14 protein-coding genes and 1 riboswitch are annotated in these 13,413 nt (G+C 38.2%); of the genes, 8 read left to right on the top strand and 6 right to left on the bottom strand.

The annotated features are described in order from the left end of the window. Positions 1 to 11 precede the first annotated feature (11 nt). From ACWPVE_RS01510 to ACWPVE_RS01500, 3 genes are all read right to left on the bottom strand, one after another. Complete coding sequence (locus ACWPVE_RS01510) at positions 12 to 335, bottom strand: hypothetical protein (protein ID WP_453990215.1); 324 nt, start codon at positions 333 to 335, stop codon at positions 12 to 14. A 187-nt stretch (positions 336 to 522) separates the two neighbouring features. Further along, positions 523 to 1,524, bottom strand: coding sequence for an HAAS signaling domain-containing protein (locus ACWPVE_RS01505; protein WP_453990213.1), 1,002 nt, complete (start codon positions 1,522 to 1,524; stop codon positions 523 to 525). Further along, on the bottom strand, positions 1,511 to 1,858 hold the full coding sequence (locus ACWPVE_RS01500) for a PadR family transcriptional regulator (protein ID WP_453990212.1): 348 nt from the start codon (positions 1,856 to 1,858) through the stop codon (positions 1,511 to 1,513). Before ACWPVE_RS01500 ends, ACWPVE_RS01505 begins: the two co-directional genes overlap by 14 nt. 931 nt (positions 1,859 to 2,789) lie before the next feature. Between ACWPVE_RS01500 and ACWPVE_RS01495 the strand changes: the two genes are divergently transcribed. The 5 genes from ACWPVE_RS01495 (at position 2,790) to thiD (ending at position 7,567) form a co-directional block, all read left to right on the top strand. Continuing rightward, positions 2,790 to 3,659: a tyrosine-type recombinase/integrase gene (locus ACWPVE_RS01495; RefSeq protein WP_453990210.1), complete on the top strand. Its 870-nt coding sequence runs from the start codon at positions 2,790 to 2,792 to the stop codon at positions 3,657 to 3,659. Further along, positions 3,656 to 4,804: an IS91 family transposase gene (locus ACWPVE_RS01490; protein WP_453990208.1), complete on the top strand. Its 1,149-nt coding sequence runs from the start codon at positions 3,656 to 3,658 to the stop codon at positions 4,802 to 4,804. The genes ACWPVE_RS01495 and ACWPVE_RS01490 overlap by 4 nt, the downstream gene beginning before the upstream one ends. 357 nt (positions 4,805 to 5,161) lie before the next feature. Further along, a riboswitch (TPP riboswitch) is annotated at positions 5,162 to 5,272 on the top strand. Between the two features lie 56 nt (positions 5,273 to 5,328). Continuing rightward, positions 5,329 to 6,153: a hydroxyethylthiazole kinase gene (gene thiM, locus ACWPVE_RS01485; RefSeq protein WP_453990206.1), complete on the top strand. Its 825-nt coding sequence runs from the start codon at positions 5,329 to 5,331 to the stop codon at positions 6,151 to 6,153. Continuing rightward, complete coding sequence (gene thiE, locus ACWPVE_RS01480) at positions 6,140 to 6,784, top strand: thiamine phosphate synthase (protein WP_453990204.1); 645 nt, start codon at positions 6,140 to 6,142, stop codon at positions 6,782 to 6,784. The genes thiM and thiE overlap by 14 nt, the downstream gene beginning before the upstream one ends. 3 nt (positions 6,785 to 6,787) lie before the next feature. Beyond that, complete coding sequence (thiD, locus tag ACWPVE_RS01475; protein ID WP_453990202.1) at positions 6,788 to 7,567, top strand: bifunctional hydroxymethylpyrimidine kinase/phosphomethylpyrimidine kinase; 780 nt, start codon at positions 6,788 to 6,790, stop codon at positions 7,565 to 7,567. A gap of 97 nt (positions 7,568 to 7,664) precedes the next feature. Here the strand turns inward: thiD and ACWPVE_RS01470 are convergent, their stop codons facing one another. Next, complete coding sequence (locus ACWPVE_RS01470; RefSeq protein WP_453990200.1) at positions 7,665 to 8,435, bottom strand: class I SAM-dependent methyltransferase; 771 nt, start codon at positions 8,433 to 8,435, stop codon at positions 7,665 to 7,667. A gap of 375 nt (positions 8,436 to 8,810) precedes the next feature. On the opposite strand from ACWPVE_RS01470, the gene ACWPVE_RS01465 reads away from it, so the two are divergent. Together ACWPVE_RS01465 and ACWPVE_RS01460 are read left to right on the top strand one after the other, a co-directional pair. Continuing rightward, complete coding sequence (locus ACWPVE_RS01465; protein WP_453990198.1) at positions 8,811 to 9,101, top strand: helix-turn-helix domain-containing protein; 291 nt, start codon at positions 8,811 to 8,813, stop codon at positions 9,099 to 9,101. Further along, complete coding sequence (locus ACWPVE_RS01460) at positions 9,098 to 9,970, top strand: IS3 family transposase (protein ID WP_453990196.1); 873 nt, start codon at positions 9,098 to 9,100, stop codon at positions 9,968 to 9,970. Before ACWPVE_RS01465 ends, ACWPVE_RS01460 begins: the two co-directional genes overlap by 4 nt. A 209-nt stretch (positions 9,971 to 10,179) precedes the next feature. On the opposite strand, the gene ACWPVE_RS01455 is transcribed toward ACWPVE_RS01460, so the two are convergent. Further along, positions 10,180 to 11,466 carry an ATP-binding protein gene (locus ACWPVE_RS01455; protein WP_453990194.1) on the bottom strand — a complete coding sequence of 429 codons (1,287 nt, stop codon included), beginning with the start codon at positions 11,464 to 11,466 and terminating at the stop codon, positions 10,180 to 10,182. A 287-nt stretch (positions 11,467 to 11,753) separates the two neighbouring features. On the opposite strand from ACWPVE_RS01455, the gene ACWPVE_RS01450 reads away from it, so the two are divergent. Next, the gene (locus ACWPVE_RS01450) at positions 11,754 to 12,443 is read left to right on the top strand and encodes an oxidoreductase (protein WP_453990192.1); all 690 of its coding nucleotides are present in this window, start codon (positions 11,754 to 11,756) and stop codon (positions 12,441 to 12,443) included. Positions 12,444 to 12,479: 36 nt separating this feature from the next. Here the strand turns inward: ACWPVE_RS01450 and trhO are convergent, their stop codons facing one another. Continuing rightward, complete coding sequence (gene trhO, locus ACWPVE_RS01445) at positions 12,480 to 13,385, bottom strand: oxygen-dependent tRNA uridine(34) hydroxylase TrhO (protein WP_453990190.1); 906 nt, start codon at positions 13,383 to 13,385, stop codon at positions 12,480 to 12,482. Positions 13,386 to 13,413 lie beyond the last annotated feature (28 nt).

Raw genomic sequence — 13,413 nt, 5'->3', positions numbered from 1 at the left:
AACTCCTTATCTTATCTCCAGTATTCTAAATACTCGTAATAGTCGGTTGGCACTTTCTTAATCACTTCATTCGCTTCATTGCGATAAATCTCATATTCTCGGAAGATGTCAACCTTGTTTCCGTTCACAACCTCCGTACCAACAAACTCCATCTCCAATTCTGGGATGAGCCCTTCGATCGGATCTTCTGCATCTGAGTTTGCCTCAACTTCCTCATCCGTGAACGTACCAGATACAGAGATGGTCGTTTTGTATTCATTGACATCATCTGCTTCAATAATGCCTGTCACCACGATAATAGAAAGGATTCCGATTGCAACTAAAAATTTATTCAACCTCACCAAACTCCTTTATCCCTATCTATTATTCATCTATATGCTTCTCGAAAAAAGAATAGGACAACTAATCGAAGGAGTTTGATAGGGTGAAAAAATCAGGGGAACGGTAGAAAAGTCCCGTTGTTTTGTGATTTTTGGAAAAAAATAGGCGAACATGAGAACCGTCCCCATGTTTCATTCTTATTTATCGAATCCGGGATTTACGAAAGCCATCGTAGATGCTGATTGCTGCTGAGATGATGAAGATCATGATGACTGTTACGATGAACCAGGTGTTGAATTGATTTGGGTTCATGGTAAATAAATCATTGGTCATGTAGGTGACAAAATCCGGATTTAAGAAATTAGGTTGTGTGAGTAGGATGATGAACACAATGACTCCTATGATCTCCATCGCAGTATGGGAGAAGGCCAGGGCTTTTGTCCATTTCCCTATGATGAGTTTATATAAAGCGACTGCAATTTCTATCCCAATTAAGAGTACGACTAGTAGCCAGAACCGATCTAATACATCTTGATTTAAAGCAGGTATGACAAATTCAAGTCCGTTACTACCTTTCTCATAAACGCCGATAAGTTTATCCGCGTAAAAATAAAGAGTTGCCCAGATTGCTGTCCATAGTAAGCTCCCGAAAACTTCAAATTTAGAAATAGCTTTTTTCTTCGGGACATAGGTGATTGATTTTAAATCGTCTGGTGCCCATTCTTTCAGACTCGTTGTCACTGGCTGATCACCTTTAGCTTTATCTGCTCTTTCAATAATGGCAAACACGAGAGTAAACCAAAAGAACGTTTGAACGGAAACTTCAAAGACTCTCCAAATCCCCAAGCCAAGCAGGTCTAATATTACGTTAAGAAGTGCTTCATCTCCTTGATAGTCCCAGAAATATTCTGGAAAAACGGAAATAAGTGAAATGACAGCAGCGATTGGGACAATCATTTTTAACAATGTCACATAGACGTCGAAATAGCGGGGACCAATCAAGTGCATCGGGCGATCTTGATAACCGCTTGCTAATTTTGCTGGGCTTCCTAACTTTGTTAACACTTTTTTAACATCATCTTCAGTATAATCATCAGGCAGCATATCCTCGATAGTGGACCTTAACTCAAGTGCAATATCTTCCTGACTTTTTTCGGGAAGTCTACGAGTAACTTCCTGAATGTAGATATCAATCAGATTCATAATCTTCCTCTCCCTCTAATAAGTTGTATAGCTCTTTCGAATTTCGAATCCATTCCTCTTTTAACTGCAAAAAGATTTCTAACCCGTATTCGCTTAAAATGTAATACTTACGGGGTCTGCTTTCGGTTGTGTCCCAACTACTTGTGACTAACTCTTGTTTTTCCAGTCGACGAAGCAATGGATAAAGGGTACTCTGGTCAATGTCAATTCCTGATCCTTCTAATAATTGAACAAGGGAATACCCATATTGGGGAGTTCGTAATTGACTTAAAACCGCGAGTGTCAATGTTCCTCTTCTAAGCTCTGTCATTAATGAGTTTAATAAATTACTCATTCACCCACCTCATTTTTGATACTATGTGATATACAGTATTAATTTTATACTATGTATCATACACTATTATTATTTCGATAGCAATGGGATATTTATAATATAGGCTGATCGATGATGCTTAAAATGAGAAGGCTCTGTGTTTTTATTCTTAAAATATGGCTGTTTTCGCAAACTTTGTTGTTATGGACACAATTGATTTCCGCTGCAGGTGGACGCTTTTAAGCGGGCGTGGCTTGAGCCTCCTCAACGAAATGTGGAGGCGGCTTGAACTCAAAACGAGAAAATTGGCCGACTAAAATCGCCACGTCCTGTGGCGACGTCGGCACTAGCACGTCCTGTGCGTCGAAGACTCCGACAAAGAGGTGTATTTTGCCTCTGAAGGAGGAGTTAAAATTTCTCGAGTTTCTAGCCGCTGCAACTGGACAAGTCACTAAACGCTCCTGCGGGGTCTCAAGTCTCACGCTTTTCTGAGCAGGACTTTGAAAAGCTTCCTTGAATCAACCCACGCACGAAGAAAAATGTGAATACATTTTCGAGGAGTCGCCACCTTCCGCTGAAATCAAAAGGTTGGTTTTATCCAATAGCAACAATCTTTTAGAAAAGAGGCTAAAATATAGAAATAAAAGGCTTTATTGTTTTGGAACAGGAAAAAATTAGGGAAACAAGAGAAGAACGAAATCGCTACGCGATGGATCTAAAAAAGCCCTCTAAGACCAAAAAAGCATAAAAAAATAGAAAAAGTATGTACCTTGTGGTATTGTTTAATCGCCAAACCAAACAATCCAAGAAAGGACATACTTTTTCTAATGAAGATTATACCACGTATTTCACAAAAAATATATTACTATATTTTCCTTAAGTTTAGAGGCCCTCCTTGATTGTTGATTTTATTACGATTCAAAGTAATTAATTTCATTCAGGAGGAACTTACATGAAGCAGTATGAACAACAAGTCGAGCTGTATTTTGAACTTAAGGGTACCCCAGATTCTTCAAGAGAATCCTATTGGCGTAGAATGAGAGCCTTTCTACATTACCTCCAGGAACAAAATAAATCCGTAGAAGATATGACGGTAGAGGATATCCAACAATACATCCTTTATCTCAAAAGAGATAGAGGCCTTTCAGCTGGAACCATAAATAATTATATTTCATCTATTAAATTCTTTTACACTTACGTGTTAGACAAAGATTGGAACAATAGAAAAATTCCTAGGATGAAAAGAATTCAAAAATTTCCTGTCATCCCATCAAAAGACGATGTTTTCTTACTATTAAATTCAACCGACAATTTAAAACATAAAGCCATCCTTCATTTAATCTATGGAAGTGGGCTCAGAGTAAGCGAAGTAGCCAAACTAAAGATAAGTGATATCTGTAGTAAGACCATGCGAGTTCGTGTTGAAAATGCAAAACACAATACCAATAGGTATACCATTTTATCGGAAACAGCACTGAAAGTGCTTCGAGAATATTTCAAAATACATTTCACAAAAAACTTTAAACCGAATGACTGGCTTTTTCCAGGGAGAAATCCATCCGATCATATTCATGTCAAAAGTATTAAGAATACGATTATTAGGCTTAGGGATCAACTCAAACTTGATACGAATATTTCTTCGCATACTTTAAGACATTGTTTTTCCACGCATGCATTAGAGGATGGTGTAGAGCCTGTGTATATCCAACAAATGCTTGGACATAAAAGGTTTACTACAACAGAAAAGTACCTACACATGACCTCTAAAAGTCTTATGGGAATCAAGAGTCCCTTGGATACTCATGGAGATCATCAAGTATGAACACCGTTCAGGAAGTTTTCTTAAAGTTCTATCCAGAGTACAAGGAGAAATACAGATTGTCCAGAGAACAATACAAAGCAGCACAAGCTATCATGAACTGTAGAACATCTAAGTTGGGTGGACATGCCTACTCATGTCACACATGTGGACACTATCAAGTAAGTTATAATTCCTGTCGCAACAGGCACTGTTCGATGTGTCAAGGGGTCAACAAAGAAGTATGGGTCGATAAAAGAAAAAAGGATATTCTTAACGCCCCGTACTTTCATGTGGTATTTACCATGCCAGAACAACTACACATGGTCATTTATCATAATCAGAAATTACTTTATGATTTAATGTACAAGGCTGTCGCAGAGACTTTATCAGAACTTTCTTTGGATCCCAAATACTTAGGAGCACAAATAGGTCAGTTCTCAGTTTTACATACCTGGGGTCAAAATTTGCATTACCACCCTCATATTCACTCGGTAGTAATGGCAGGAGGGCTTTCTAAGCAAAACCAGTGGCGTGCTTCGAGTAAAAAGTTCTTTATCCCAGTAAAAGTATTATCCAAAAAGTTCCGTGGAAAGTATCTCTATTATTTAAAACAATATTATGAATCTGGTTTACTCGAGTTTTATAATGACGCTAAACAATATAAAAATCCTAGGAAGTTTCAGAGTTTAATAGATGAATGTTATTCACTTAACTGGTACAGCTACACGAAAAGGACCTTTTCGGGCCCCCTAGCTGTGGTTCAATACCTTGGTCGCTATACTCATCGTATCGCTATTTCTAACAATCGGATTGTTTCAATCAATAAAGATACGGTGACATTTCGAGTAAAAGACTATCGAAAAAAGAGTAAAAAAGAGACGGTTACCATGAAAGGTGTAGAATTTATTCGGCGATTCTTAATGCATATACTCCCGAAGAGATTAGTAAAAATCAGACATTACGGACTACTTGCCAACCGAAATAAAAAAACAAAGCTTTCACTCTGTAGAAAATTAACCAATAGTCCCAGTTACAAACCAGATTTTGAAGGACTAAATACGATTGAAATCATTTCTAAACTTACTGGGAAAGATGTCACGTTATGTCCATCTTGTAAGGTTTCACACCTTAAATCATTTGTTTCAGAAAAAGAAGAAGTACCTTGAAAACCTCAAACCAAATACACTTTTTTAAAGCCGCTTAAATGGGGAGGGGGAAAGTATGCCCAAATATCAAATTGTCCATGAAAAAATACACTTTTTACAGATCTAAACCAAGGAAATCACGAAGAACAAGAGAAAAGCAAAGAATGAATTCCCATAGGCCGAGACCGCGACTTCATTCTTCTTGGCAATCAAAAATTTTGCGTATTACGTAATAGCACACAAAAAGAAGAAGGCACATTGAACGGTTCATAACCGTTCAATGTGCCTTCTTTCGCGCAAAACTTCCGATTGTCCCCTTTAAGAACCGTCCCCTTGTTTCCCCACATTTCCCAACGTTGTGTTATAATAGGTTCAGTTGAATATTTGTAGGGGAGCTCACGCAGGTGGGCTGAGAGTAAGCGGATTGTAGCTTTGACCCTTAACCTGATTTGGATAATGCCAACGTAGGGAATCATGTGTATGTGTATTCATGCGGTATATCTTTTCAGGTATACCGCATTTTTATTTGGTCTGGAGGAATTAAGATGTTCGAGAAAATTGTAGCTAATGTGAGAGAGAACACACCGCTCGTCCATAATATTACAAACTATGTGACAGTGAATGATGTTGCAAATATGGTGCTTGCTTGTGGGGGTTCACCAATTATGGCGGATGATCCGAAGGAAGTGGGGGATATTACCCGTATTTGTAGTGCACTTGTAATCAATATTGGAACGTTGAATGAGAGAACGATTGAATCGATGATCATAGCAGGGAAAGCTGCCAATGAAATTGGCCATCCTGTTGTATTAGACCCAGTGGGGGCAGGTGCTTCTACATTACGGACAGAAACTGTTTATCGCCTTCTAGATGAGGTTCATTTCTCGGTCATTCGAGGCAATTTATCAGAAATCAAAACGGTACACGCAGGGAATGGAAACACACAGGGTGTGGATGCAGCTGCAGAAGACGTTATCAACGAGGAAAATATCGATGAAATGATCCACTTCGCGAAACAAGTTAGTCAACAAACAGGTGCCGTCATCGCCATCACTGGCGCCATTGATATCGTAGCCAATACAGACGAAGCATACGTGATTCGAAATGGTCATCCGATGATGTCAAAAATAACAGGGGCAGGTTGCATGCTATCTTCTGTCATCGCAGCTTATTGTGGAGCAAACCCACAGGAAGTATTAAAAAGTACGGCTGCAGCTGTAACTGCCATGGGGTATTGCGGGGAATTGGCTTATCAAAAAAATGAAGAGATGAATGGTGGTACTTCTTCTTTCCGAACATATTTAATTGATTCAATGAGTAAGTTAGATTTTACACAATTACAAGGTGGGATGAACATTGAAAGTAGATAAAGAATCGATGTTGTTATATGCAGTAACGGACCGTGCTTGGACAGGGAATCAAACATTAATTGAGCAAGTAGAAGCAGCTCTTAAAGGTGGAATTACCTTCCTACAGCTAAGAGAAAAAAATCTGGACTATGATGAGTTTTTACAAGAAGCAATTGAATTGAAAATGCTCACCTCTTTTTATAACATACCTTTTGTTATTAATGACAATGTGGAAGTCGCCTTAGCATGTGATGCAGATGGGGTACATGTTGGACAAGAAGATTTACCTGTTGAAAAGGTCCGTGAAATGATTGGTCCAGATAAAATTCTTGGGGTATCCGCTCAAAATGTGGAACAAGCGCTTGCAGCCGAAAAAGCAGGTGCCGATTATCTTGGAATTGGTTCAGTTTTCCCAACAAGTACAAAGCACGATGCCAAGCCAATGACATTTGAAACCGTACAAGAAATTTGCAAGAGTGTTTCGATTCCAGTTGTGGCAATTGGTGGAATTGCGAAAACGAATATTCTAGATTTAGCTGGAAGTGGGGTAGATGGTGTTGCCGTTGTATCGGCGATCTTTGCACAATCAGATATCACCGCAGCAACGGAAGAATTACGAAAGCTTTCAACTGAAATGGTAAAGGAGAGATAGAGGATGAAAAAGGTGTTGACGATTGCAGGATCTGACAGTAGTGGGGGAGCAGGTATCCAAGCAGATATTAAAACCATTACAGCCCATAAAATGTATGCGATGAGCGCCATTACATCTTTAACAGCTCAAAATACAATGGGGGTAACGGGAGTGCTTGATTCTACACCTGAATTTGTAGGCGAGCAATTAGATGCTATTATGACGGATATCTTCCCTGATAGTGTAAAAATAGGAATGGTTTCTTCACCTGGCATTATTCATAAAATTGTAGAAAAGCTGGAACAATATCAACCTTCCAATATTGTGGTGGATCCTGTAATGATTTCGACAAGTGGAAGTAAGTTATTGAGTGACTCAGCAATGGATGCTTTAATCACTCGTTTGATACCATTAGCTACGATTATTACACCAAATATTCATGAGGCAGAAGCTCTTGCAGGGATGGAAATTCGTACGAAGGAAGACATGCAAGTGGCTGCCAAAAAATTGTCGGAAACATATAAGGGCGCCATTCTAATAAAAGGTGGCCATCTTGAAGATACGGCAGATGACCTCTTATATAGTGAGGGAGAATTTACGTGGTTCCCAGGTGCGAAAATTAGCAACCCAAATACACATGGTACTGGATGCACACTCTCATCAGCAATTGCATGTAATCTAGCAAACGGAGAGGACATCAAAACAAGTATTCAGGAAGCAAAACGCTACATCACTGGGGCAATCGAAGCTGGCCTTGACCTTGGTAAAGGCAGTGGACCGCTCAATCATTGTTATGCATTATAAAACAGATTAGAAGCAGTGGATTTCAACGGAAGTTCACTGCTTTTGCTTCTGAAAAAATGTCTTCAATTAGGGTTGAAATGCAATAGTCTAGACACATCTATAGTTTCGTAGCGTTTAACACAACGGCTTCCCCTTGGAAGGTAATGACTTTTTGATTTTCGATTTGAATGCGAAACTTTTGTTTCACCTTGTCAGAGGCGTTTACCATATAATCCGTTAATTCAGCTTTTTCAGAGTCTGACAAATGCATGCGGTCGGCCCAGCTTTCAAAATCAAACGGCTTATCGAAACGGTAGAGTTCTTGAATTTCAAAACCTTCACTTTCAAGCATTTGAATCCACTCTGTCTTTTTCCAGGCACGGAAATGACTGTAGTCTCTCTTTTTTTCAACAGTGTTGTAAAACTCATCGAATTCGTTGTTTTCAGGAACAACGTTATCATCTAATAGAAATTGACCACCTGATTTTAATACACGAGATACTTCACTTACGAAACGGGTAATGTTTGGAAAATGATGCGGCGCGATTCTACATGATACAATATCAAACGTTTCATCTGAAAATGGTAGTTTTTCAGCATCACCTTCAACAAACTCAACATTTTCATGACCATTTCCTCTGATAAACTTTTCAGCAGCTGCTAACATTTGAGGTGTCAAATCCAACGCAGTCACTTTTCCGACTATCGGAGCAAGTGCATTGGCTGTATGGCCACCACCTGTAGCGATGTCTAGAGCATGCTCCGTACCAGTCGCATTCACCATTGCGACTAATGTTTGTAAATCCCCACCTTTTCGGTGTCCTTCACTTGTAACATAAGATGCAGCACTTCGCCCAAATTGCTTTTTCACATCAGTTTTGATGTCCATTTTTTCTCCTCCATTGCGATCTATTTACTTTTATCATATAACAACCTTATATGTTAGAAAATTACTAATATTTTATATATTGATATTAGAAAAAGTTATGACTCGTAGAGGAAGAGTATTACTTTTGCTTATGTGGTGTGCATATCTATGTAGAAGCCTGTTTTTGCAAAATTCGAGTGTGAATGCGCAAAGATTTGTTTAGTGCGCAAATTCCGGTGTGAGCGCGCAAAAGCTTGAGTGTGTACGCAAATAATTGTGTGAGCGCGCAAAAACAAGGGTGAAAGCGCAAATCATTGTGTTATTGTACCTATATGGTAGACAATTTTAGAAAAACGCACTCTCTAGTGTTACATTAGTTTAGGGGGAGTGTATAAAATGAGAATTCAAAATAATTATTCATATGATTTAAAGAAACAAGTTGTAGAGATGTTTTTAGAGGGACATTCAGCTGCTGAATTAGCTAAGAAATTCGAGATTAAAAATCAACGTAGAGTATATGATTGGGTAGAGAAGGTTAGAGCCGAGGGGTATTCTGCCTTAAACGATGCAAGGGGGACGAATAGTCAGGGGAAGAGTAAGAAGGCAAAAACGTTAGAAGAAAAGTATGAATTACTAAAGTTGGAGAATGAATATTTAAAAAAGTTGTTGCGTCTAAAAAGGGGGTGAACGATAAAGAAGAACAATACGCTTTTATTCATGCGTATTCAACCCAATATCCAGTAATAAAATTGGTGGAAATAACGAAGGTATCACGTTCTGGTTATTATAAATGGTTAAAAAGGAATGGAAACAATAATCAGGATAGGATTGATGAGTCTTTATTTCTTTATATCCATAAGATATTTACAGATCATCGAGGAACTGTTGGTAGAAAGCGAATCAAACTTTTATTGAAAAAAGAATATGGTTTGATTGTAAATGAGAAACGTATTTCAAGAATCATGCGCAAATATGGAATACAATGTAAAATTCGCAGAAAAAGGTTCAAAAATAGACCTCAACCAAATGGAATAATAACGAACATATTGGATAGAAATTTTCATGCGATAAGACCAGGAATTAAATTAGCGATTGATATTACGTATATTGAAGTGAAAAAAAGTTTTCAGAAATGGATCTATTTATGTGCAATAAAAGATCTATACAATGGGGAGATCGTTGCTTATTCAATCGGAACGAATCAGGGGATGAAACTAGTATATAGGGCATTAGATGACCTGAAAAAAAGAGGGTTTGAGAAAAGAGCGATCTTGCATAGCGATCAAGGCACTCAATTCACAAACCATCGGTATATGAAGCGACTACAAGATATGGGTATTACCCAATCTATGTCCCGCAGAGGCAACTGCTGGGACAATGCATGTATTGAGAACTTCTTTGGGCATTTGAAATGTGAAATGCTTTGTTTCAGCCAACCTGAAACAGTAATTGAAGTACGACAAGCAGTAGAAGCTTACATTAACTATTATAACAATAAACGTATTCAAACGAAATTAGAAATGAGTCCTGTTGAATATAGGACTCAGGTAGCTTAATTTTGTGCGTTTTTAAACTGTCTATTTGACAGGGGCATGTACAAAGGGTGAAAGCGCAAATACTTGAGTGAGCGCGCAAAAGCATGAGCGAATCCGCAAATCCCCTTGCAAAGACGTTGTTTTTCCAACAAACATAACGATAATCTTATAAAGTACAAATAGGCTTAGAGGAAATGCTCCTCTAAGCCTATTTGTTCATTATAAATGGTTTAAGACCCGACATTATCTTTTTGAAATTCGTGAGTCTCGCTTATGTACTGAATAGAAGGGAAGTTGAATGTGAATTCTGTTCCTTCTCCAACTGTACTGGTAACTCGAATGGTTCCGTTCATTGCTTTTACAATGCTATAGACAACCATCATGCCGAGGCCTGTTCCTTTTGAACCTTTTGTAGAGTAATAGGGCTCTCCAAGTCTATCAATCTGTTCCTTTGTCATCCCTACGCCTGTGTCACTTACTGTAATGGTGATATGTGAGCGATCAAATTTTGTTTCAACATATAATCGACCCCCACCTGGCATGGCTTCAATTGCATTTTTCATGACGTTAATAAAACATTGGTGAAATTTTTGGCGATCGCCAGCCATGGAACCGATCAAGGCAAAATTAGTAATAACTTCGACTGAGTTTTGATTCGCAATTGGTCTTAAGATGGACAAGACTTGCTGTAGTTCTCGTTTTACATGAAGAACTTCAATCTTTTCTAAAGCTGGTTTTGAAAAGGTAAGATAGTCTTGAATGACTTGCTCAGCAGAAGTTAGTTCATCTTTTATAATATACAGGTATTCATTTTGTTTATGTCGTGGAAGATTATTAGACATTAACAATTGCACAAATCCCATCGCAGCTGTTAATGGATTTCTAATTTCATGAGAAATGGCTGCACCCATTTGTTCGACAGCCCGTAACTTTTCCGTCTTTAAAACCCTTTGACGTAATAGTAGATTCTTTCGAACAAATTCAATGAAATAGGATAAAACTCCGATTCCTAGCGGTGGAATAATAGAAAAAGCAAACCAAGCATCAAAAGGGTTTTGAGATGGTGTGGTAATTTGCATCGCTGATACAGTTATGATAGAAAAAACAAATGTAATGCAAACCGAAATGCATATTCTCTTACTCGAGCTTTGTTTCCAAAACCATGGGTAGAGCTTCCATAAGAGATAGCCAAGGAATAAATAGGTGATAAGAGTAGCATAGAATCCCGTATCTATGCCATAAAACGCTCGAATGATGATGAGCGCAATCGATGCAAATGGACCAACACCAACATACAGTCCACCGATTATAACTGGAATTATTCGGAGGTCATAGTGAAACGAGGGTGACGGCTTAAAGGAAAATGTAACGCAAACTAATAAAAGCACAATACACCCTACTAGTGCCTCTGCTTTTGATATTCTAAAGTTTCTTTTTCGTTCAAACCATATTAAACCGATAAATAATATAATGATAAGTAATGCAAGGTTAAATAATAAATGCTTTGTAATTTCCATGGGTCACCTTCAACGTAAAGTAGTAAGATTTTATAATATATCAAATAGTTAGAAAATAGATGATTCTATTATAGTACAGATTTTACTACTTTGGGTTTTTTTACTAAAAATGTTGAAAAATATATACATTTATAGATTGAAATGGTGCTTATTGCCTATTCTACCATTAAATGTCCTATAAAACTATCCTAATCTTATGAATCTCGTTGAATGCTATTTATGAAATATACGGGTATACTTGTGTGAGAATCAAATTGTTTTTATCGAAATAAAATGGAGGTGGAAACGTGGAAGGGAAAATAGCCTTACTTGCAGGAGCAACTGGGTTAATAGGGAATGAACTGTTACAGTTTTTGGTGAAGGCACCTGAATATAAAAAAGTGTATGCTCTTGTTCGAAGACCGCTTGAAATCGAACATCCAAAGTTAGTTGAGGTGATTGTTGATTTCGATCATCTTGATGAATACAAAACCTATTTTGCGGTTGATGATGTGTTTGTCTGTTTAGGTACTACGATTAAAAAGGCAAAGACTCAAGAAGCGATGTGGAAAATTGATGTTTTGTATCCAGTTGAGATCGCACGTATCGCGAAAGAAATTGGGGCAAAGCACTATTTGGTGGTAAGTTCCATGAATGCCGATGTGAATGCTAGGTTGTTTTATCCGAAAATGAAAGGGGAACTTGAAGAGAGAATTCAAAAAATAGGATTCAAGAACCTGTCGATTTTTCGACCATCTCTTTTACTTGGTAAGCGAGATGAATTTCGGTTAGGAGAACAAATCGGTGCGATCCTGTTTAAGACTGTCAAGTTCATGTTTGTAGGTCCACTTCAAAAATATCGAGCAATCGAAGGAAAAACGGTTGCTAGAGCGATGTATAAAGTGGCACAACAGAAAGAACACGGAAAAGTGTTTTTTAACTCAGAGGAAATCGAAGCGTATGCAAACTCAGATACCGATGTTACAGCTATCAAATAGAACCTGCTCAAATGTGTGCTGAGCAGGTTTTATTTCTTACGCTAACTGATGTTCTTTTACATATCGGTTATGAGGGTGCTCTTTGCATTCGTTGCTGCATGCTCTGTAATGCTCATGCTCGCAGTCTTCACATAGTAACAAATGCTTGTTACATTCAGGGTTTCCACATTTCACATAGCGTTCTTCAGGTTTGCCACAATGATAGCATTTTCCGACCACTGTTTCTTCACCAGTACGGTTGACTGGTACCGAAATGCGCTCATCAAACACATAGCACTTTCCGTCCCAAAGCGCACCTTTTACTTCTGGGTCGTACCCGTACGTAATGATGCCGCCTTCTAGCTGAGAAACATCTTTAAATCCTTCTTTGACAAGAAAACCAGAAAATTTCTCACAACGAATGCCGCCTGTGCAATAGGTTAAAATTTTCTTATCCTTGTGTTCGCTTAAGTTCTCTTCCACCCATTTTGGCAGCTCACGGAACGTTTCAATGTCTGGTCGAATCGCGCCTTTAAAATGGCCAAGATCATACTCATACGTATTCCTTGCATCTAGGATAATCACATCTTCGTTTTGCATGGTCTCGTAGAATTCCTTTGGTGAAAGGTGCTTCCCCGTTACCTCATTTGGATTTAAGTCTTCTTCTAGACTTAAATTAACAATCTCAGGCTTCACTTTTATTTTTAGCTTTTTGAAAGCATGTCCTTCACTTTTTTCTATTTTAAAAACCATGTCTGAAAAACGGGGATCATTCCGCATATGTTCCATATATTTTTCAGTCTGTTCAACTGTACCCGAAACGGTCCCATTTATGCCCTCTGTAGCTACAAGAATTCTGCCTCTTAATCCGAGGGATGAACAAAATTCAAAGTGAGCATCTCGAAATGCTTGTGGGTCCTCAATTTCTATATACTTATAATAAAGTAAAACTTGATACTCCATTCTCTTCACCTTTTTTCTATCATGCTTG

Source organism: Bacillus nitroreducens, from assembly GCF_964021195.1.
Note: the sequence above shows the minus strand (reverse complement) of the source record. Positions and strands in the feature narration are given on the sequence as shown.

Bases quoted from the DNA above. Each gene is read 5' to 3' on its own strand.
- thiD (WP_453990202.1), top strand. From the start codon at position 6,788: ATGAAAAAGGTGTTGACGATTGCAGGATCTGACAGTAGTGGGGGAGCA.
- ACWPVE_RS01490 (WP_453990208.1), top strand. From the start codon at position 3,656: ATGAACACCGTTCAGGAAGTTTTCTTAAAGTTCTATCCAGAGTACAAG.
- thiM (WP_453990206.1), top strand. From the start codon at position 5,329: ATGTTCGAGAAAATTGTAGCTAATGTGAGAGAGAACACACCGCTCGTC.
- ACWPVE_RS01495 (WP_453990210.1), top strand. From the start codon at position 2,790: ATGAAGCAGTATGAACAACAAGTCGAGCTGTATTTTGAACTTAAGGGT.
- ACWPVE_RS01470 (WP_453990200.1), bottom strand. From the start codon at position 8,435: ATGGACATCAAAACTGATGTGAAAAAGCAATTTGGGCGAAGTGCTGCA.
- ACWPVE_RS01505 (WP_453990213.1), bottom strand. From the start codon at position 1,524: ATGAATCTGATTGATATCTACATTCAGGAAGTTACTCGTAGACTTCCC.
- ACWPVE_RS01465 (WP_453990198.1), top strand. From the start codon at position 8,811: ATGAGAATTCAAAATAATTATTCATATGATTTAAAGAAACAAGTTGTA.
- trhO (WP_453990190.1), bottom strand. From the start codon at position 13,385: ATGGAGTATCAAGTTTTACTTTATTATAAGTATATAGAAATTGAGGAC.
- ACWPVE_RS01455 (WP_453990194.1), bottom strand. From the start codon at position 11,466: ATGGAAATTACAAAGCATTTATTATTTAACCTTGCATTACTTATCATT.
- ACWPVE_RS01500 (WP_453990212.1), bottom strand. From the start codon at position 1,858: ATGAGTAATTTATTAAACTCATTAATGACAGAGCTTAGAAGAGGAACA.